At 60.2% G+C, this 21,091-nt stretch carries 17 protein-coding genes and 2 tRNA genes; 7 read left to right on the top strand and 12 right to left on the bottom strand.

Annotated elements, in window-relative coordinates:
• Positions 1-60 precede the first annotated feature (60 nt).
• The 12 genes from FEZ60_RS29810 to dnaA form a co-directional block, all read right to left on the bottom strand.
• Positions 61-133: transfer RNA gene (locus FEZ60_RS29810), tRNA-Ala, on the bottom strand.
• 175 nt (positions 134-308) lie between these two features.
• Positions 309-382, bottom strand: a tRNA-Ile gene (locus FEZ60_RS29815).
• Between the two features lie 75 nt (positions 383-457).
• Positions 458-1,732 carry a DUF3566 domain-containing protein gene (locus tag FEZ60_RS29820; protein WP_172937742.1) on the bottom strand — a complete coding sequence of 425 codons (1,275 nt, stop codon included), beginning with the start codon at positions 1,730-1,732 and terminating at the stop codon, positions 458-460.
• Positions 1,732-4,263, bottom strand: a complete 2,532-nt coding sequence (gene gyrA / locus FEZ60_RS29825) for a DNA gyrase subunit A (RefSeq protein ID WP_033235313.1) — start codon at positions 4,261-4,263, stop codon at positions 1,732-1,734. The genes FEZ60_RS29820 and gyrA overlap by 1 nt, the downstream gene beginning before the upstream one ends.
• Positions 4,264-4,356: 93 nt before the next feature.
• Positions 4,357-6,393, bottom strand: coding sequence for a DNA topoisomerase (ATP-hydrolyzing) subunit B (gene gyrB, locus FEZ60_RS29830; RefSeq protein WP_033235312.1), 2,037 nt, complete (start codon positions 6,391-6,393; stop codon positions 4,357-4,359).
• 197 nt (positions 6,394-6,590) lie between these two features.
• The gene (locus tag FEZ60_RS29835) at positions 6,591-7,514 is read right to left on the bottom strand and encodes an alpha/beta fold hydrolase (RefSeq protein ID WP_172937743.1); all 924 of its coding nucleotides are present in this window, start codon (positions 7,512-7,514) and stop codon (positions 6,591-6,593) included.
• A 27-nt stretch (positions 7,515-7,541) separates the two neighbouring features.
• Positions 7,542-8,666: a 2Fe-2S iron-sulfur cluster-binding protein gene (locus FEZ60_RS29840; RefSeq protein WP_172937766.1), complete on the bottom strand. Its 1,125-nt coding sequence runs from the start codon at positions 8,664-8,666 to the stop codon at positions 7,542-7,544.
• Positions 8,666-9,559, bottom strand: coding sequence for a metal-dependent hydrolase (locus FEZ60_RS29845; protein WP_033235310.1), 894 nt, complete (start codon positions 9,557-9,559; stop codon positions 8,666-8,668). Before FEZ60_RS29845 ends, FEZ60_RS29840 begins: the two co-directional genes overlap by 1 nt.
• A gap of 86 nt (positions 9,560-9,645) precedes the next feature.
• Positions 9,646-10,179 (bottom strand): DUF721 family protein, encoded by a 534-nt coding sequence (locus tag FEZ60_RS29850; protein ID WP_033235309.1) that lies wholly within the window; start codon positions 10,177-10,179, stop codon positions 9,646-9,648.
• The gene (gene recF, locus FEZ60_RS29855; RefSeq protein ID WP_095887548.1) at positions 10,172-11,410 is read right to left on the bottom strand and encodes a DNA replication/repair protein RecF; all 1,239 of its coding nucleotides are present in this window, start codon (positions 11,408-11,410) and stop codon (positions 10,172-10,174) included. The genes FEZ60_RS29850 and recF overlap by 8 nt, the downstream gene beginning before the upstream one ends.
• A 22-nt stretch (positions 11,411-11,432) precedes the next feature.
• Positions 11,433-12,617 (bottom strand): DNA polymerase III subunit beta, encoded by a 1,185-nt coding sequence (gene dnaN, locus FEZ60_RS29860; protein ID WP_033235307.1) that lies wholly within the window; start codon positions 12,615-12,617, stop codon positions 11,433-11,435.
• 580 nt (positions 12,618-13,197) lie between these two features.
• Positions 13,198-14,751, bottom strand: coding sequence for a chromosomal replication initiator protein DnaA (dnaA, locus tag FEZ60_RS29865; protein ID WP_033235306.1), 1,554 nt, complete (start codon positions 14,749-14,751; stop codon positions 13,198-13,200).
• An 816-nt stretch (positions 14,752-15,567) separates the two neighbouring features.
• On the opposite strand from dnaA, the gene rpmH reads away from it, so the two are divergent.
• The 7 genes from rpmH to FEZ60_RS29900 all read left to right on the top strand — a co-directional run bounded on the left by rpmH (position 15,568) and on the right by FEZ60_RS29900 (position 21,091).
• Positions 15,568-15,711, top strand: a complete 144-nt coding sequence (gene rpmH, locus FEZ60_RS29870; protein WP_003942540.1) for a 50S ribosomal protein L34 — start codon at positions 15,568-15,570, stop codon at positions 15,709-15,711.
• A gap of 26 nt (positions 15,712-15,737) precedes the next feature.
• A complete protein-coding gene (rnpA, locus tag FEZ60_RS29875) occupies positions 15,738-16,118 on the top strand; it encodes a ribonuclease P protein component (protein WP_045066064.1) in 381 nt (126 codons plus the stop codon).
• Positions 16,115-16,468: a membrane protein insertion efficiency factor YidD gene (gene yidD / locus FEZ60_RS29880; protein WP_045066062.1), complete on the top strand. Its 354-nt coding sequence runs from the start codon at positions 16,115-16,117 to the stop codon at positions 16,466-16,468. Before rnpA ends, yidD begins: the two co-directional genes overlap by 4 nt.
• Before the next feature lie 4 nt (positions 16,469-16,472).
• Positions 16,473-17,588 (top strand): membrane protein insertase YidC, encoded by a 1,116-nt coding sequence (gene yidC, locus FEZ60_RS29885; RefSeq protein WP_033235304.1) that lies wholly within the window; start codon positions 16,473-16,475, stop codon positions 17,586-17,588.
• A gap of 20 nt (positions 17,589-17,608) precedes the next feature.
• Positions 17,609-18,181 carry a protein jag gene (locus FEZ60_RS29890; protein WP_033235303.1) on the top strand — a complete coding sequence of 191 codons (573 nt, stop codon included), beginning with the start codon at positions 17,609-17,611 and terminating at the stop codon, positions 18,179-18,181.
• A 1,113-nt stretch (positions 18,182-19,294) separates the two neighbouring features.
• On the top strand, positions 19,295-19,975 hold the full coding sequence (gene rsmG, locus FEZ60_RS29895; RefSeq protein ID WP_033235301.1) for a 16S rRNA (guanine(527)-N(7))-methyltransferase RsmG: 681 nt from the start codon (positions 19,295-19,297) through the stop codon (positions 19,973-19,975).
• Between the two features lie 60 nt (positions 19,976-20,035).
• On the top strand, positions 20,036-21,091 hold the full coding sequence (locus FEZ60_RS29900; protein WP_233363932.1) for a ParA family protein: 1,056 nt from the start codon (positions 20,036-20,038) through the stop codon (positions 21,089-21,091).

Raw genomic sequence — 21,091 nt, forward strand, 5'->3', positions numbered from 1 at the left:
ATCTGGGTGCGCACATACAAAAACACCCTCCCAGTTTCCCGGGAGGGTGTTTTCTTACTGTGGAGCCTAGGAGATTCGAACTCCTGACATCTGCCTTGCAAAGGCAGCGCTCTACCAACTGAGCTAAGGCCCCGTTCGGTTTTCCGACCGGAGTCAGAGTACCTATGTTCTAGCTTGTTTCCAAATCGTGCCAAACCTTGTCTCCGCGCTGACTTTTGATCAACTTGGTGACTACGAGAGACACCAGAATGCTAGCCCCGACAAGCAGGAAAACCTTCATTCCAGCAACCCTTCTTCGGCACAAGGAGTGGGCCTAGGAGGACTTGAACCTCCGACCTCTTCATTATCAGTAAAGCGCTCTAACCACCTGAGCTATAGGCCCCTGAACCGGTTTCAAAGATTACCCCACCGGCCCGCTAACACCAAAACGGGTCCGGTGGGGCAACGTTTATGCAGGTCAGTCGCGGTCTGCGAGAGTTACCTCGACGCCGCCAACCAAGTCACTGCAGAGGTTGTAGATGAACGATCCGATCGTGACGAGCGCGGTGAACAACACCATGTTCGCCAAACCGATCACTGCGGAATAGCCGAAGACTTGCCCCGCTGTCACCAGTCCGTCGGATCCGCCATCGGACACGATGTCCGTAAAAGCGTTGTTCAGGCGGTCCCAGACGCCCATACCGTCCAAAACGACGTACAGAAGACCGACAGCCACCATCCACACGAAGAAAAGTGAAACCGAGATCACAGAAGTGATCTTGAGCGTGGACCACGGATCGATACGACGGATCTGCACCGTCGCCCGTAAAGGCCCCCCGCTGGACGCAGCCGCAACGGCAGCGACGTGATTTTTGTCACCGACGGCCGCCTGCGGCAGGGGATGCTTCGCCTCGGAGAGGTCCGGCATGTCCTTCGGCAGATCCTTACGGCTGATATGCCGAGTCGGACCGTCGATCGCCGCAGCCTTGGCCCGGGGACCGGCCGGAGCATTTCCGGCCGGTGCGTTGGGCCCCTTCGGCGGGGCAACCGTCTTATTCGCAACCGTCTTATTTGCCACAGTCTTGTCGGCGACGGTCTTGTTCGCGACGGTCTTGTTGTCGACCGCGTTGTTCATTGCCGCGTTGTTCGTGACCTTCGGAGCAGCCGTTCCCGTGACCACCGGCCGAGCCGGCGGCTGCGACGGAGATCCAGGACCTGTTGGCCGCTGGTTCGGCGGACCGACCGGCGGTTTCCCGGCAGCAGGTGCAGGCCCCTTCCGAACCTCGGGTCGCGGCGCAGCCGGACGGGTGATGTTGGTCTGGGGTTCGCGCTGCTGCACCCCAGGCTGCTGCGTAACAGGCTGCTGTGCCCCTGCGTGCTGCGTAACAGGCTGCTGTGCCCCTGCCTGCTGCGTAACAGGCTGCGGACCTGACTGCTGCTGACCACGCTGCCACGGCGGCGCCTGATTACCCCGTGCCTGATTAGCCGGTGCAGGCGCGTCAGGTGCCTTCGGGGCAGCGGAAGCAGCAGGTGAACTCTTCCCAGCCGCAGGCTGTGCCGACTTGTCGGCCACAGCCTTGGAATCGGCGGCAGAGCCGCTTGGCTTACCAGCGGCTGGAGGTTTCGAAGCCTCAACGGGAGACTGCGAGCCCCCTGCACCCGCCGGAGCAGCTGGCTGCTCCGGCTTTGGGGGCGTCGAACCGGAAGTGCTCGTGCTCTTCTGGTCACTGCCCGGCTGGTTGGGAGTGCTCACTAGGACTCCTTAGCTCCATCGGCATTGTCTGCACTGTCGGTGTTTGCGGCAGCGATCTCTTCGGGTTCGTCGGCGTTGCGCGCAATTGCGAGCAAGGTGTCGCCTTCGCCGAGGTTCATCAGACGCACGCCCTTGGTCTGGCGTCCGGCCTTACGAACCTGCTTGGCAGCTGTCCTGATGACGCCGCCGCCCGAGGTGATCGCGTACAGCTCGTCGTCGTCGTCGACGATGAGCGCTCCGACCAGAGTGCCACGTTTCTTGTCGTACTGAATGGTGAGTACGCCCTTGCCGCCGCGACCCTGGACCGGGTAGTCCTCCATGCCGGTTCGCTTGGAGTAACCACCGGAAGTGGCGACCAGCAGGAACTTGCCTTCACGGACGACGTTGAGCGAGAGCAGCTCGTCCTCGCCGTTGAAGCGCATGCCCTGGACACCGGACGTTGCGCGACCCATGGGCCGTAGTGCTTCGTCGGTGGCCGAGAAACGGATCGACTGGCCCTGTGCCGAGACGAGAAGCAGATCGTCGTCGGCGGAGCACAGAACAGCTCCGACCAATTCGTCGTCGCCGCGCAGGTTGATGGCAACGATGCCGCCGCTGCGGTTGGAGTCGAAGTCCGTGAGCTTGGACTTCTTGACCAGACCGTTGCGGGTGGCAAGTACCAGGTAAGGCGCGTCGTCGTACGTCTTGATCTGGATGACGGACTGGATGCGCTCGTCCGGCTGGAAGGCCAGCAGGTTGGCGACATGCTGACCTCGAGCGGTGCGGCTGGCCTCGGGCAGTTCGTATGCCTTGGCGCGGTAGACGCGGCCCTTCGTGGTGAAGAACAGCAGCCAGTCGTGCGTCGAGCTGACGAAGAAGTGCGAGACGATGTCGTCCTGCTTGAGGCCGGCACCCTGAACGCCCTTGCCGCCGCGCTTCTGCGAGCGGTACAGGTCGGTCTTGGTGCGCTTGGCGTAGCCGGTCTCGGTGATCGTGACAACAACGTCCTCACGGGCGATGAGGTCTTCGTCGTTGACGTCGCCGTCGGCGGCGATGATGCGAGTACGACGGTCGTCGCCGTACTTGTCGACAATTTCCTTGAGCTCGTCACGAACGATCGCGCGCTGACGCTCAGGCTTGGCCAGAATGTCCTTGTAATCGGCGATTTCGATTTCGATTTCGGCCAATTCGTCGACGATCTTCTGACGCTCGAGGGCGGCCAGACGTCGCAACTGCATCGCGAGGATCGCGTCGGCCTGAATCTCGTCGACGTCGAGGAGGTTCATCAATCCGGCCCGGGCGACGTCGACGGTCTGCGACGCACGGATCAAGGCGATGACCTCGTCCAAAGCGTCGAGAGCCTTGACCAGACCACGCAAGATGTGAGCGCGCTCTTCGGCCTTGCGGAGCAGGTACTGGGTGCGACGGACGATGACCTCGAGCTGATGCGTCGTGTACAGACGAATCATCTGGTCGAGGCGCAGTGTGCGCGGCACACCGTCGACGATGGAGAGCATGTTGCAGCCGAAGCTGGTCTGCAGCTGCGTGTGCTTGTACAGGTTGTTCAACACAACCTTGGCAACCGCGTCACGTTTGACGGTGACAACGATGCGCATGCCGACGCGGTCGGAGGACTCGTCGTGAATGTCGGAGATGCCGGCGATCTTGGCGTCACGAACCTGATCCGCGATGGAGGTGATCAGGTTGTCAGGGTTGACCTGGTAGGGCAGCTCGGTGATGACAATTGTGGTGCGGCCCTTGGCATCTTCTTCGACCTCGACCACACCGCGCATACGGACGGAGCCGCGACCGGTGGTGTAGGCGTCCTGAATACCCTGGCCGCCTACGATGAGGCCGTGCGTCGGGAAGTCCGGTCCCTTGACCCGCTCCATGACGGCAGCGAGAGTGGATTCCTCGTCGGCTTCGTAGTTCTCGAGTGCCCAGTAGATGGCTTCGGCAACTTCACGCAGGTTGTGCGGCGGAATGTTGGTGGCCATACCGACGGCAATACCGTTGGAGCCGTTGATCAGCAGGTTCGGAACGCGGCTGGGGAGAACCGTCGGTTCCTGCGTCTTACCGTCGTAGTTCGGTGTGAAATCGACTGTGTCGTGGTCGATTTCACGCAGCATCTCCATGGCGAGCGGCGTGAGACGGCACTCCGTGTAACGCATGGCGGCGGCGCCGTCGTTGCCACGGGAACCGAAGTTGCCCTGACCGTCGACGAGGGGGTACCGCAGCGACCACGGCTGGGCCATACGGACCAGGGTGTCGTAGATCGAGGAGTCGCCGTGGGGGTGGTAGTTACCCATGGTCTCGGCGACCGGACGGGCAGACTTCACATATCCGCGATCGGGGCGATTGCCGGTGTCGTACATCGCGTACAGCACGCGGCGGTGCACGGGCTTGAGGCCGTCGCGCACATCCGGCAGAGCGCGACCGACGATGACGCTCATGGCGTAGTCGATGTAGCTGCTCTGCATTTCCTGCTGGATGTCGACCGGTTCGATGCGGTCGTGCTGCGGTCCGTCCGGTGGCAACGTGGTGTCGGTCATGAGTTCACTTTCTTAAGAAGAAGATGGGGGCGAGCCCCTTGTGCGCCTTTGTGGTTGTCGGAGCTACCGGAAAGGCGCACAGGGCCGTAGGCCCTACACGTCGAGGAAACGGACATCCCTGGCATTGCGGATGATGAAGCTGCGCCGGGCCTCGACGTCCTCACCCATCAACACGCTGAACAGTTCGTCGGCGGCAGCGGCATCGTCCAACGTCACCAAGCGCAGAACGCGCACCGTCGGGTCCATCGTGGTTTCCCACAGTTCCTTGGCGTTCATCTCGCCAAGGCCTTTGTAACGCTGGATGCCGTCGTCCTTGTTGATCTTCTTGCCGGATTCGAGACCAGCCTTCACCAAGACGTCGCGCTCACGATCGGAGTACGCGAATTCCGGCTCGCTGCGCTGCCACTTCAGCTTGTACAGCGGCGGCTGGGCCAGGTAGACGTGACCGTGCTCGACCAGCGGGCGCATGAAGCGGAACAGCAGCGTGAGCAGCAGCGTCGCGATGTGCTGACCGTCGACGTCGGCGTCGGCCATAAGCACGATCTTGTGATAACGCAGCTTCGCGATATCGAACTCGTCGTGGATGCCGGTGCCGAAGGCGGTGATCATCGACTGGATTTCGGTGTTCTTCAACGCGCGGTCAAGACGGGCCTTCTCGACGTTGAGGATCTTGCCGCGCAGCGGCAGAATTGCCTGGTACATCGAGTCGCGGCCGGACTTGGCCGAGCCACCTGCCGAGTCACCCTCCACGATGTAGATCTCGGACTTTTCCGGATCGTTGGAGCGGCAGTCCGCAAGCTTGCCCGGCAGGCCACCGAGATCGGTCGCGCTCTTACGACGAACCAATTCGCGGGCCTTACGGGCAGCGATACGGGCCTGCGCCGACGAGACCGCCTTGTTCACGATGGTCTTGGCATCAGCGGGGTTGGCCTCTAGCCAGTGCTGAAGATGCTCGTTGCACGCCTTCTGCACAAAGGACTTGACCTCGGTGTTGCCGAGCTTGGTCTTGGTCTGGCCCTCGAACTGCGGCTCACCGACCTTGACCGACACGATGGCCGCGAGACCCTCACGGATGTCGTCACCGTTGAGGTTCTGCTCTTTTTCCTTGAGCAGCTTCTTGTCACGGGCGTACTTGTTGACGACCGTGGTGAGCGCCGCACGGAAGCCCTCTTCGTGCGTTCCACCCTCATGCGTGTTGATGGTGTTGGCGAAGGTGTGCACGGACTCCGAGTAACCGGAGTTCCACTGCATTGCTACCTCGAGCTCGTGGCCCGTGCCCTTGGCCGTGAATCCGACCACCGAGTTGTGGATGGGGCTCTTGGACTTGTTGATGTGACGGACGTAGTCCTCGAGTCCACCCGGGTAGTGGTAGACGCGGGTCTTGGCCTTGCGCGGAGCGGCAGCAGCCGCTTCCTGCGTCTCGGCTGCCGACTTGGGTGCCTCCGCAACGTCGATCGATTCCTCGTCGACATCGATGACCTCGGCGCGCTCGTCGGTGAGCGTGATCGTCAGACCCTTGTTGAGGAAAGCCATTTCCTGCAGGCGACGCGCAACGGTCTCGAAGTTGTAGCGCGTGGTCTCGAAGATCTCGGGATCCGCCCAGAAGCTGACCGTGGTACCGGTCTCCTTGGTGGCGGGACCTTGAATCAGCTCGCCGGGCTTGGAGTCCGTGTACGTCTGATGCCACTCGTAGCCGTCGACCTTGATGTCGACGTCGAGCCTGGTGGAGAGCGCGTTGACCACCGAGATGCCCACACCGTGCAGACCACCGGAGACGGCATAGGAATCGGAGTCGAACTTGCCACCGGCGTGCAGCTGAGTCAGCACGACCTCGACGGTGGGAACTCCGGACGCGTGCATTCCGACCGGGATGCCACGACCGTCGTCGACGACGCGAATTCCGCCGTCTTCGAGGAGGGTGACCTCGACCTTGGTGGCGTGTCCGGCCATCGCCTCGTCGACAGAGTTGTCGACGACCTCCCAAATCAGGTGGTGCAGGCCGCGCTCACCGGTGGAACCGATGTACATGCCTGGGCGCTTACGTACCGCTTCCAGTCCTTCGAGGACTGTGATGGACGACGCGTTGTAGTCCTTGCTGGAAGTGCTTGTATCTGACTTCTGGGCAGCCACGGGTTGGTAGCTCTCCTTCTCCGTCAATACTCGAGCGCAGCCGTCAGCAAGCCCTTGCGGGTGTCGTCGGAGCGGGTTCGAGAATGTTGCCGCTAGTTACCGGAGACCATCTTACTGGTAAGCACCGACAGGAACCGCCCAATGACACCCCTGGCTGCGCCACAGGCGAATTATTTTGGTCCTGGGAGGGTGAATCGCTAGGACGTTTGCTTCTCCCGGCGACGCTCTCTCAGGCTCGCAATAAAGGCCTGCGCATGTTCGGCAACCTCGCCGGCGTGTGAAATCGGCGACCAGTGACCGGCCGCAATTTCGGTTCGCCGCAGGTCGGAGACCCATTTTTCCGTATCTTCGAAGCCCACCGGGCGAACTGCCTTGTCGTACTTGTTCAGGATCAACTGAACGGGAACGTCCGTGTACCGTTCACGCGGTTTGCCCAGAGCAGGCCGAATATTGGCTCGGTACAACTTGAGACCGTTAACCATGTCGTCGGCAATTGTCGGCGCGGTCACCACCGATTTCGGGTCGAGACCGTCGAAAAATCCCAGAAACGCCGGCCAGTGCTTGGAAAACCACAGCCGCAACGGCACCGTGCACAGACCTGGAATCTGAAACAGCACCGTGTACGCCGACGCCACAGCTTGCGCGGCCGGCCCGCGGAACCGCCGCTTGAACGCACTGGAACGGATCCATTTACCGAGATGGTCGAGATTCGGTCCCGATATGGAACTGAAGGATGCGATCTTTTCCTCGGCGCCCGGCTCGCAGACGGCCTCCCAGGTTTCGACGGATCCCCAGTCATGAGCAACGACGTGAACCGGCTCGTTCGGACTGACGGCGTCGATCACGGCAAACAGATCACCGGCCATCGCACTGAGTTGGTAGTCCTGCACTCGCGACGGGATCGTGCTCTCGCCGGCCCCACGGCTGTCGTAGGTGACAACACGGAAATTGTCGGCCAGCAGCGCCGCGACGCGGTTCCACAGTTCGTGAGTGTCCGGCCACCCGTGAACGAGGACGATCGTCTCACCGTCCACCGGGCCCTGCTCGAATACGGCAAGGCTGACGGCACCGTTGGTGACGCTGCGTGCAGTTACGGCATGGAGAGGCGCGTGCTTGGTCATCTGCAGACCCTTCGTAGGTGAGTAGAACTAGAGATCGAGTACCAGTCGTCCGCCGTCGGAACGCGACACACAAATCAGCATCTCGTTTTCGCGTTCGGCATCGGTCAGTCGGTTTTCGCGGTGATCCGGAGTGCCGGCGAGAACCTTCACCCGGCAGGTCCCGCAGAAGCCTTGCTGGCACGAGTAGCCGACACCGGGCAGGGTTTTCCGAACAACGTCGAGTGCCGACTGGTCGGCATTCACGGTCAACACTTCACCGGAGCTGACCAATTGAACTTCGAACGGGACCCCGCCAATTACCGGCGGAGCTCCAAATCTTTCGAAATGCAAAGCCGTGGAGTAGGTTTCACGAAAACTCGTGCGCACTGCGTCGAGCATGGGCGTCGGGCCACAGCAATATACGGCTCCACCTTCCGGAGCCTTTTCCAGAAGATCTGTGGCAGTGGGTAATCCGAATTCATCGTCAGGCCGCACGAATACTCGTTCCGATTCCCAGGTAGCGATCTCCTCGAGGAACGGCATGGACTCGCGGGAGCGGCCCGAGTACACGAAGTGCCAGTCCATTCCCAATTCCTTTGCGGCCCGCACCATTGCAATGATCGGAGTAATTCCGATACCACCGGCAATGAAGAGTGCACCACCCTCGCCGACAAAGGGAAACCCGTTGCGCGGACCACGAACTGTCACGTGCTCGCCTGGTTGCAGTGCATGCATTTCGACGGAACCACCACCACCGTCGGGAATTCGGCGCACGGCGACGGTATATCCCCTGCGATCAGCGGGGTCACCGCAGAGCGAATACTGTCGACGCAGACCGGAAGGCAAATGGAAATCCAGATGAGAGCCGGGCTGCCACGGGGGAACCGGTGAGCCGTCTGCAGACTCGAAGCGCAGGCGGACAACATTCTCGTCTGTCGCCACGACCTCGCGGGCACTGACCATCATGTTCAGCGCGGTATCCGGGTTGTGACCGGCGATCTTCGGGTTGTAGTCATAGGCCGTCAGAACGCGAAGGTACTTGTCCGCCAACAACTCTGTGATCCGCATAGCCCGATCGGGGCGAGCGCGACCTGCGAGATCTGGCGGAGCCTGATGCCGCGGAAGACCGTCGTGCCCGATCAGGACGTCCTTGATCCTGGCAATCGACGGAATCACCGTGCCGCCGCCTGCGCAGCCGGCGAGGACGCCAGGTACTTCACGGCCTGAGCCGTCGAACCTTCTTTTCCGGGGTGATACGACTTCGAGAAGTACGTCGACATCCGCTTGACCAGTTCGAAACTGGTGGGGACGGTGCCGCGCTTGCCTGCTGCCACAAAATCCGACAAGTGCGGGCGACGCCGACTCGGCGCCTGGTTGGCAAGTTCGGGATCGTTGCGCATCAGGAATCGGGTACCGCGGATCCACAACCACACGATGACGGGCGTGACCAGGATCTGAGTGCGGATACGGCGGGTTTCACGCTTGTCGAAGTAGCGCATCACGTCGTACGCGACGGAGCGGTGTTCGACTTCCTCGGCTCCGTGCCAACGAAGCAGGTCGAGCATCGTCGGGTGCATACCGGCCCGATCCAGACCGTCGGCGTTGAGAACCCAGTCACCGAGAAACGCTGTGATGTGTTCGATGGCCGCGATGATCGCCAGACGCTCGACCAGGTGATTTTCGGCTCGCAAGCCTGTCAGGGGACGGGGTCCGAGCAGCTTCGAGAAGGCCCATTCCATCTGCTGCGTGTACGCCGTCGGATCAAGTCCATTTTCTTTCAGATGGACCAGCACACCGGTGTGAGCACCGGCGTGCATGGCTTCCTGGCCGATGAAGCCGACAACGTCGTCACGAAGTTTCTCGTCCTCGATGAGAGGGAGTGCTTCCTTGAACGTTTCGACAAACCACTCTTCACCGGCCGGGAGCAGCAGATGCAGCACGTTGAGTACGTGAGTACTGAACGGGTCACCCGGAATCCAGTGCATTGGCAGGTCGGACCAGTCGAATTCGACATTGCGTGCCTGCAACAAGATGTGATCAGGCTCGGCGTGTACCTTGCTCGGCATCTGACTACCCCTTCATGCTCTGTGACACAGTTCACCCAGAACTAGGGTAACTGTAACATGAAGTAATAGGTACAACCAGGCCTTGCTCAGCCGTACGTATCGCGAGGTCCGCGGCCTTTGACGTGCCTTTCGCCCTTACGCCAACTGGGCGCGCTCGGCCCGGTAATCCGTAGTGTCTTCACGACGCCGTCACCCACAGCCACTGCGATTTTCGCGAGAATCTGGGACTGCATCATCCGCAACTGAGTCGCCCAGGCCGTCGACTCCGCCGAGATGCTCAGAACCCCTTCACGAAGGGAAATGGGCTCGGCGTGCGCCGAGATGTCTTCACCGACAACCTGCGGCCACCGGCCGAGAACCGTCCCTTCGGACACTCTCGGGGACCAGCCGCGTGATTTGGATACCGCGCTGGTCAGTGCACCGAACGGTTGTGGGTCGCGGGCATCGGGGCCGGGGCCGGACCACCCTCCGCGTCGACGCGGCCTACCGCTACCGAACTTGGGCGACGACCGGCCCTGGCCGACAGCTTTGCCGTTGGCCTTAGCCGCAGCACGGGCCTCCTCGAGGGCTCGGCGAGCCAAATCGATACCCCGAAGTTCGGGCTCTTTTTCGTCAGTCACGATTCTCGACCCCCTCGGACAAGTCCGTCGTCGCAGACCAGTCTTTCGAGACTATCCGTGAAATACGACCTTCGGGTGTTTCCGATGCTTCGACGCCGAACTTGGCTGCCTCGAGTTCGTCCGGAACGTCCTCCGGAACTGCGGCGGTGACAATGACCTGTTCAGCGGTGGCGGCGACCGCAGCCAACGCACGGCGACGGCGCCGATCCAATTCCGCAAAAACGTCGTCGAGCAGCAATACGGGGTCACTGCCTTCTGTTCGCAGCAACGCAAACCCCGCTAGCCGCAGCGACAACGCAAACGACCACGATTCCCCATGACTGGCAAAACCCTTTGCGGGGCTGTCCCCGAGAATCAACTCGAGGTCGTCACGGTGCGGACCGACCAGACATACACCCCGATCAATTTCCTTGGTTCGCATCACCGACAGTTCGTGATGGAAACGCTCCTCGAGGTACGCGACGTCGTCGATTCCGGGAATCCTTGTGGGATCGGTGAATTCAGGATCCAAGGACATTCCGAGGCTGCTGCGGTATCGCATCGACGCTGGCCTCGATTCCGGCGCTATCGAGCGATACGATTCGGCAAGGTGCGGAGCGAGATCGTGAACCAACTCGAGGCGTCCGGCCAACAATTGTGCGCCGTGCGCCGCCAAATGCCCGTCCCACACCTCGAGGGTGGAGAGAACATTCTCGCCGCTACCGGAACCGCGTCGTAGTGCCCCGCCCGCCGTTTTCAGCAGCGCTGAGCGTTGACGTAACACCTTGTCGTAATCCGCACGTACAGCGGCCATTCGAGGGATGCGGAACGTCAACAATTCGTCGAGATATCGCCGGCGGTCACCAGGATCACCGCGAACCAACGACAGATCCTCCGGCGCAAACATCACGGACTGAAGGATGCCGAGTACTTCGCGGGGACGCCGCGCCGGCGACTGATTTATCCTGGCGCGGTTGGACTTTCCCTCGATCAGCTCGACGTCGATGGTGAGTTCACGACCGGAATTGACCACCGTTGCACCGGCAAAAGCGCTAGCGGAACCGTTGCGAATCATCGGGGCATCAGAAGAAACCCGATGAGAAGACAGCGTCGACAAGTAGCCGAGCGACTCGAGGATGTTGGTTTTACCGTGCCCGTTGGAACCGAGGAACACAGTGGTTCCCGGTACCAGATCGAGTGTCAGGGAATCCCACGAACGGAAGTCCCGCAACGAGAATCTACGAACGAACACTCATGCCGCCCAACAGCAATTATCAGCCTGGAAGTCGAACCGGCATCAGCAGGTAGGTGTATTCGCTCGAGGGCGCAGCGAAGTTACCCGACTCGTCCGGTGTCGGATCTTCGTCGGTAGCCGGACGCAGAACTGCGGGACGGCTGGGCGTCGTGAAGCCGAACAGGACGTTCTCGCTGTGCAGCGAGTTCAGTCCATCCGTGAGGTATCCGGGGTTGAACGCAATGGTCAACGGCTCACCCTGGAACGTTGCGTTGAGAGTTTCCTCAGCGCGGCCGGCGTCGTCGCCACCAGCGGAGAGCAGCAGTCCCTCGGAAGAGAACTGCAAACGCACCTGAGCGCCACGCTCTGCCACGAGAGCTACACGCTTGATGGCTTCGATCAGTGGAACAACCTCGACGGTTGCCATAGCCGTGTGCTGCGCCGGCAGAAGCTGGCGGAACTTCGGGAACTCGGCATCGAGGAGGCGAGTCGTTGTGCGACGGCCGTCGTTGACGATACCGAGGAGGCCGTCGTTGCCGATGCTCGAGCCGGAACCGAGAGCCAGCTCGACCGGTGAACTTGCGTTTCCGGCAAGCGTTTTCGCGGATTCGGACAGGGTCTTTGCCGGGATGAGAACCGCAGCCTCGACATCGGGGTTTGCCGGCATCCATTCGAGCTCACGGACAGCAAGACGGAAACGGTCGGTCGCAGCCAGAACAATGGAATTCTGGGCGATCTCGACGCGAATACCGGTCAACATCGGCAGGGTGTCATCTTTACCGGCTGCGATGGCAACCTGACTGATCGCTTCGGAGAACAGATCTACCGGGATGGAACCCGACTGCTGCGGAAGCGTCGGAAGCTGCGGGTAGTCCTCGACCGGCATCGTCGGCAGGGAGAACTTTGCGCTTCCGCACGAGATCAGAACGCGAGTGCCCTCGAGGGTGACATCGACAGGCTTGTTGGGCAAGGACTTGGTGATGTCGGCAAGGAGGCGACCGGAAACCAGGACCTGACCGACAGTGGTGACATCTGCGGAAACGCGAACCTGAGCGGATACCTCGTAGTCGAAGCCGGAGACCGTGAGTCCCTGTTCGGTTGCATCGAGAAGAACGCCACCGAGAACGGGAACCGGCGGCCTCGAGGGGAGGCTACGGGCAACCCATGCAACTGAATCTGCGAACTCTTCCCGGGATACGCGAAACTTCAGGCTTCCAAGCTCCATCGCCGGGTAATTCCTCTCGGTAGGCATGTTCTGGTGACAGCAAGTCTGGCACAGACGTCAGATGACAAGTTTGGCACAACGGGGTGCGACGCCAACCGTATGCCCTCGAGGGGCGATCAGGAAAGCCGAGACGGGGACGAGCGAGGCCCGTTCCGAGGTTCCTCACAGGAGTTGTCCACAAATCTACTTTTAAAGAGCTTTTCCTAGAAATTTCTCAGTAGTAGTAATAAGTCCTGTGCAATCTGTGGAGTAACGGTTGTCGATGCAGGTCTGCCCCCTCGAGGGCTTGTGGACTTCTCGAGGACAGACTCGAGGAGCGATCAGGCCCCTCTGTGCACAGACAAGAAGTTTTCGGATTACTCCTCGAGATCTCCACAGACTTTCGAAGTTATCCACACAGTTATCCCCAGATGTGAATACTTTCCAGAAGAAACGAAAGGTTTAACTAAATCGGCGTGTCGAACCCTGGCGTGTCGTGGGTTTGGAGGAATGACACGCCCTCGAGGGACGCAGTCGACACAGCGGTGCCCCCTCGAGGGAAGGACTTTCCCCCTCGAGGGGGCACCGGTAAAAATGCAGGTCAGCGCTTGGAACGCTGCTTGATCCGAGCCGTCAGCTCTTGTACCTGGTCGTACACCTTGCGACGTTCGGTCATTTCCTTACGGATCTTCTTGTCCGCGTACATGACCGTGGTGTGGTCACGCCCGAACGTCTGACCGATCTTCGGCAATGACAAATCCGTCAGCTCACGGCACAGATACATAGAGATCTGGCGTGCCTGAGCGAGCGGACGGGCCTTACCCGGCCCGCAGAGGTCGTCGATCGACATATTGAAGTATTCGGCCGTCACTGCCATGATCGTCGCCGCATTGATCTCGAGGCTCGACGAATCAGGCATCAGGTCCCGAAGGACAACTTCCGCCAACGTGAGATCCAACGGCTGCCGGTTGAGCGAGGCAAACGCGGTGACACGAATCAACGCGCCCTCGAGCTCGCGGATGTTGCGCTCGATCCGGCTGGCGATCAGCTCGAGGACGTCGTGCGGCACCTCGAGGCGATCCATCCGCGCCTTCTTGCTCAAGATCGCGATACGCGTCTCGAGTTCCGGCGGCTGAACGTCGGTGATCAGGCCCCATTCGAATCGCGTTCGCAGACGCTCCTCGAGGGTTGCCAACTGCTTGGGCGGCCGGTCGGAGGAGACGACGATCTGTTTGTTCGCGTTGTGCAAGGTGTTGAAGGTGTGGAAGAACTCTTCCTGGATACCTTCCTTGCCTTCGATGAACTGGATGTCGTCGACGAGGAGGACGTCCGTCTCGCGGTAGCGGCGCTTGAATGCCACCTTGCGGTCGTCGCGAAGACTGTTGATGAAGTCGTTCGTGAATTCTTCCGTGGAGACGTACTTCACGCGCATACCGGGAAAGAGCCGTTGCGCATAGTGGCCGGCCGCGTGCAGCAGATGCGTCTTGCCGAGCCCGGACGCGCCCCAGATGAAGAGAGGGTTGTAGGCCCGGGCGGGCGCCTCCGCGATCGCGACCGCGGCGGCGTGAGCAAATCGGTTGGACGAACCGATGACAAACGTGTCGAACGTGTACTTCGCGTTGAGGCTGTTTGCACCGGAATTCGACGAGGATGGCGTCGACGGCGGTTTCGTGAAGTACGACGGCCACGATTCGTGAACGCTCGCCAATGCTTCCCGGTCGTCGTCGACCTCTTCGCTCTCGGCGGTCTCGGAGTCGGATGGTTCTCCGTCGCCTTCGGTGAATCGGCGTCGACGGTAGGCGCCGGAACTGCTGACCGATTCGAACTGCCGGCTTCCTGTGCGCTCTTCCGGTTCTGCCGAATCTTCGTCGGGAGGAGCGATACGGACGCCGAGGCCCTCGACCTGTCCACCGAGATGTCGTCCGAGTGCTTGCAGAATCGGTTCGCGCAGATCGCGCTCGATGGTCTCCTGAGCGAAGGACGACGGAACCGAGAGGAGTGCAAATCCTTGCGCGAGTGTGAGTGGTCTCACCAGGCGGACGAATGCCTTCTGCTTACTACTCAGTATCGGAAGATCGTTCCCGGGGTCATCACTCGTGAGTTCTGCAACCACGTCGACCCAGGCACGTTCGAGCGCGTTGGGATCGTCGTTCACGTGGTTCCTTCCGTGTTTCACCGACAGCGAGTTCGCTGGCGCTACCGAGCACGTTGCTGCGGCATGGATGTTCGGTGGTGGGGATGTGCGCTGGTGTGACACTTTTGTTATGTCTGTTGGTGTGTCTGCCACCTGAGGTGAGAAACCTCGTAACAGCCTACGAATATGCCACCTGAACTGTGTTTCCACACAATTATCCACAGATGTGGACAAACGTGCACCGAGTCGGTTTATTTGTGGGATTTTTCCTGAGAATCCGACCCGAAGTCGATCTACCTGGCCTTTTGATGTAACTCGAGGCGTTGGACACTCGGCGGTAGCGGTGCGTTGATACTCACAGCCCTGTGGATGAATGCCAAAACTTGGGTTTCCGCGTCGCAACCTGACCCCCGGACCGAACGTGCAGATGAGGCCTTGTCGAGTGCTTCTCTGCCGGAATTGCGTACACCGGGTTTTGTATGCTCTGAGCACCGTTGCGAAAATGTTGCCAAGGTCACACTCGGTGCCTCGCTCGAGGTCAACGACCTATGCACATCTGGGTTCGAAAATCGGGGATTCGAGGACATTCGGCGTGTCGCTTCTGCTTCGAAGGAGTGTCCGCCGAATGCGCTGGTTTGACCTTGGCAACGGTGGTAAGTAACCTCGAACAGTCACCCGCTGGTGGTGATCGTTTCGTGCTGACTACATATGTCGGGTCGGAAGGATTATCCAAGCCGCTTGCCGGGTGGAGAAGACCGTTAGATCCAAGGCGCTCAGGTGGCGCCGATCAATTAGAGGGCGCCGGGAGGCGCCAATGAACTTCGAGGAGTGTTGACCGTGGCCAAGGGCAAGCGGACGTTCCAGCCGAATAATCGCCGCCGCGCGCGTGTTCACGGCTTCCGTCTTCGTATGCGTACCCGTGCGGGTCGTGCAATCGTTTCGGCGCGTCGCCGTAAGGGCCGCGATTCCCTGACAGCCTGATCTGATTCTGAGATCAGGAGCTCGGGGTGTTGCCTGAGCCGTACCGGTTGCGCCGCCACTCGGATTTTTCCGTGGCGGTGCGACGTGGTCGTCGTATGGGAAGACGCGACCTTGTCGTGCACGCGTTTGATCGCGAGCAGGTAGAGGCGTTGGTAGTAACAAATCACGGTCCCCGATTCGGGCTGATCGTGAGCAAGGCTGTCGGGCCGGCGGTGATTCGACATCGAGTCGCGCGCCGGCTTCGTCATATATGTGCAGACCTCGCACAACAGGTTTCACCGGAAACAGACGTGGTTATTCGTGCACTTCCGGGTAGCGCGAGCGCCAGTTCCGATGAGTTGGCCAAGCAGTTGCGCGCAGGTCTGGGCAAAATGAATCTATTGGTGTCGGTAAGTGAAGAGCCATGAGTACTCCGCTCGATGAGCAGATCGAAACTCCCCAAGCCTCCCGTTTTCTGACGGTTTTGAAGGCTGTGCGTCGCGCTCCCGCCACTGTTCTCATCTTCTGTATCGAGTTGTACCGGACGTATGTGTCGCCCCTGCGGATGCCGACCTGCCGGTTCACCCCCACGTGTAGCGAGTATGCGGTGGATGCCCTCCGTACACACGGGGCGATCAAAGGCCTTTTCTTGACTGTGGTGCGGTTGGCGAAGTGTGCCCCCTGGCATTCTGGAGGGTGGGACCCCGTTCCGCCCCGTCGTGGCCGTGATGCGGGTTGCCGCCACCGCGGTCCTATGGACGAACAGAGGAGTACTTAGAGCCGTGCTCAATTTCATTTACTATCCGGTCTCCGCGATTCTGTGGGTCTGGCACAAGGTCTTCGGCTTTGTGTTCGGCGCAGACAGCGGTTTCGCCTGGGCACTCGCAGTGGTGTTCCTGGTGTTTACGCTGCGTGCGGTTCTGTACAAGCCGTTCGTGAAGCAGGTCCGCACCACCAGACAGATGCAGGAACTGCAGCCGCAGATCAAGGCTCTGCAGAAGAAGTACTCAGGTGACCGTCAGCGTCAAGCTGTCGAGATGCAGAAGCTCCAGAAAGAGCACGGATTCAACCCGATCATGGGTTGCCTCCCGGTCTTGGCTCAGGCACCCGTCTTCATCGGTCTGTTCCACGTTCTACGTTCGTTCAACCGAACCGGAACCGGTATGGGTCAGCTGGGTATGGATCCCGCTACGAACGCCAGCACGCCTAACTACGTGTTCAGCGCTGCGGATGTGCAATCCTTCCTGGACGCACGTCTGTTCGGTGCACCGATCTCGGCTGCGATCACAACCCCAGTCGCACAGCTTCAGGCTTACGTCACCGAGAACGTTCCCGAGTTGCCGTCACGACTGAACATCATCCTGGTTGCAGCTCCGCTGATGATCATCGCGAGCATTGCTACGCACTTCAACTCCCGCGCATCCGTCGCCCGCCAGTCCGAAGCTGCCGCAGCGAATCCACAGTCCGCGATCATGAACAAGCTCGCGCTCTACGTTTTCCCGCTCGGTGTTCTGGTCGGTGGACCGTTCCTGCCTATCGCGATTCTTCTGTACTGGGTTGCCAACAACATCTGGACCTACGGTCAGCAGCACCTCGTCTTCCGCAAGATCGACGCCGAAGAAGAAGAGAAGAAGCAGGAAGCGATCTCACGTCGAAACGACAATGCTCCCAAGCCCGGTGCTCGCCCGAATCCCGCCAAGAAAAAGGGATCTCCGGCCGCACTGAGTGCGACGGAATCATCAGACGAATCCGAGTTGCCCGAGGTATCTCTCAACAAGGCCGACAAGCCAGCGACCAAGCCCACCGGCTCGGGGGGTGGCGGCGCTTCGTCGAAACCGAAACAGAACCGGCCACAGAGCAACCGCGGTAACTCCCCCAAGCGCAATAAGCGGCGCTGATCGAGGAAAGAGAACGACCAATGTCCAGTGATGCTGACACCGCTTTGGATGGAGAAAACGCAGACGTGAGCACTGAAATCGCTGCGCCCGTTACCGACGTCGACGTCGAAGATTCAGACATCGACGATTCTGACGACGACCTGATCGAAGAAGGCGAAATCGCCGGCGATTACCTCGAGCAGTTGCTCGATGTACTCGACTTCGACGGTGATATCGACCTGGACGTCGAGGGCGATCGTGCGATCGTCAGCATCGACGGCGGGGACGATCTGACCAAGCTGGTTGGCCGTAAGGGCGAGGTTCTCGACGCTCTCCAGGAATTGACCCGCCTTGCCGTCCAGCAGTCCACAGGCGAACGTAGCCGCTTGATGCTCGATATCGCCGGGTGGCGCGCAGGCCGTCGTGAAGCACTCAGTGCCCTCGGTGCCGAGGCTGCTGCACGTGTTCTCGAAACCGGTGAGCGTGAAGAACTGGCGCCGATGACGCCGTTCGAACGCAAGATCGTGCACGACGCCGTCGCCAAGGTGAAGGGCGTATCGAGCGAAAGTGAAGGCGCTGAGCCGTCACGTCGAGTGGTTGTCCTGAAGGACTGACACTCCCCCAGCAGTACGAGAATGCGAGCCCCGGATTCGATCCGGGGCTCGCATTCTTTTTGCATTTTCCGGCAATCGGTTTCACGTGAAACGGTCGCGGAAACGGCACCCTCTTCTGGTATCTCATGAACGATCACCTCGTTGCCGATATCCGTCACCACGGCAACGAATGTGACAGTCCGTGTGTCGAGCCCGAGGAGCCAACTGACCGAGACACCTCGTTGGCGGGGGCACTTGGGGCGGTAGATCGCGTACAACCGTCGATGATTGCTTGCCTGACGAAGTCGAGATCGATCAGGTCATCTTCGGGACCGATCTGTGACGGCAGAAAGCTCGTTAGGGCGAACGGTATTCGAATCACAGTTGGTTTCGGCGGAGGTACCGGCGGAGGGCTGTCGCTGTAGTCGACGTCCCATATGAGCGCGCCTTCCTCGAAGGTCGGAAGCAGGCCGGAATGTTCGGTGCCCGATTCGATACTGATCCGAACCGAATCGACATAGTCCGTCAACGACGCCGATACAGGATTGCAGTCATCAGCGACCTCCCAGCCGAACTCGCGAACGAAACCTTGTTGCTGCCGAGCGACCTGAATCCAGTCGTCGCCGAGTCCTTCAGTGTCATGGAGTGTTTCCGGATCTCGGCAGTATCTATGGTTGGCGACTAATTCGTCGAGACCGAGCAATCCGAAGTTCGGGAACAGGCTACCGATTAAGTCCCCTCCCCCAGTCGGCTGTTCCTTGCTGTCATGAAGTGAGTAAAACCCGCACCCATGTACGTGAGCCACGAGTTGGTAAGTGTCATTTTCAGAATGTCTGGGGCGGGATGAATGCGCCGGATGGTTTCACGTGAAACGCCTCACCTCAAGTTCAATGAATTAGACAGTTTTCGGGATGAAATTTCCCCATATAGGAACCCTGCTTAGTTTCGTCACTGTGATGATACTGCTCGAGGGGTATCTCTCTTTGAATGGGCATGTTTCACGTGAAACCTGGCGCGACCGCGAATGAGTTGGCAGACTCACAGCGAGTCGACGCGTAGAAGTGAACACTTGTCGGCGATAACACGGATAATAACTTTGGTCTTGATTGTTGATTTCGCGGTATACGCGGGAGGATGTTTCACGTGGAACAAAATGGTGCGGCGTCGGTTGACTGGGATGAACAAGCGACTGCGCGCGCTGTGTTCGGCGATCGATACGACATTGCAGAACGCTACTACCAATCTCTGGCGACGGACGGTGTTGAGCGCGGGCTCATCGGACCTCGTGAAGTGCCGCGACTCTGGGAACGTCACTTGCTCAACTGCGCTGTCATTGGTGAGTTGATCGCCGAAGGTGAGTCTGTTGTCGACGTAGGAAGTGGAGCCGGGTTGCCGGGTATCCCTCTCGCAATCGCGCGGCCGGACCTCAAAGTCACTCTGGTCGAACCGCTTCTGCGGCGGTCTGTGTACCTCGCCGAGTTCATCGAATCCAACGGATTGGATGTTCTGGTGGTCCGGGGGCGCGCCGAAGAATCTGGCGTAGTGAAGGAAGCCGGCGGTGCCGACGTAGTGACGTCGCGTGCTGTTGCGCCGCTGGAAAAGCTGGCCCGTTGGTCACTCCCCCTCATTCACGAGCACGGTCGGATGCTTGCGCTGAAGGGTTCGAGCGCTGCGGAAGAGATCGAGCGCGACCGAACCGCGTTGACCAAACTCGGCGCGGGCAAGTTCGAAATACTCGAGTGTGGATCCAAATTTCTCCGGACGCCCACTGTCGTGGTCAAGGCCGAGCGTCTCCCCAAACGGCGTCAGCGATGACGAAGGAAGTACACATGATGAGAGCACGCAGTGGTCGATTCGCAATCGAAGGAGCAGTCAATGTCGGGTCGATCTGAAGCCGTGGTTTCACCGGAAATTGTTACTACGTCCGAAACCGCTCCGTCGCCGGAGACCGCTGTTTCACGTGAAACAGCAACACCGCAGCCGAGCGTGAACGCGGACCCGGTGATCAATGACGACGAGAATTTCACGGCTCCCTATTCCGAGATCTCCTCGGAAGAGACTCCGATCGGCGCTGCCGCGCATCGCGCAAGCCAGGTGCTGCACCCGCACTCGGTGACCCTGCCCAAGCCCGCTTTCCGTCGGGTCATCACGATTGCCAACCAGAAGGGTGGCGTCGGCAAGACAACAACAACCGTCAACCTCGCTTCTGCGCTCGCCCTTCAAGGGCTTACCGTCCTCGTGGTCGATTTGGACCCTCAGGGCAACGCCAGCACCGCTCTGGGCGTCGTTCACACCTCGGGTACCCCTTCGAGCTATGAGCTCCTCATCGGCGAAGTGAAGGCCGTTGACGCGGTTCAGACAAGCCCGCACAGTGAACGGCTTCTCTGCATCCCCGCGACAATCGACTTGGCCGGCGCCGAGATCGAACTGGTGTCGATGGTGGCTCGCGAGAATCGTCTCAAGGGCGCGCTCAACGACAAGGTGCTCGCGGAGCTGGACGTGGACTTCGTCCTCATCGACTGCCCGCCGTCTCTCGGCCTTCTGACCGTCAACGCGATGGTCGCGGCCAAGGAAGTTCTGATCCCGATTCAGTGCGAGTACTACGCCCTCGAGGGTGTCGGCCAGTTGCTGCGAAACATCGAATTGGTGCAGGCACACCTGAATCCCGATCTGCATGTCTCGACCGTTCTCCTGACGATGTACGACGGCCGCACCAAGCTCGCCGACCAGGTGGCAGAAGAGGTGCGTAAGCACTTCGGCGACACCGTTCTCCGGGCTGTGATTCCCCGAAGCGTCAAGGTTTCCGAAGCTCCGGGCTACGGCATGACCGTTCTCGATTACGACCCGGGTTCACGCGGGGCGATGAGTTACCTCGATGCCGGCCGCGAATTGGCCGGACGCTCTGTCACCACTACGACGCAGGAGCAGTGA

Source organism: Rhodococcus sp. MS16 (genome assembly GCF_013277795.1).
GTDB lineage: Bacteria > Actinomycetota > Actinomycetes > Mycobacteriales > Mycobacteriaceae > Rhodococcus_F > Rhodococcus_F globerula.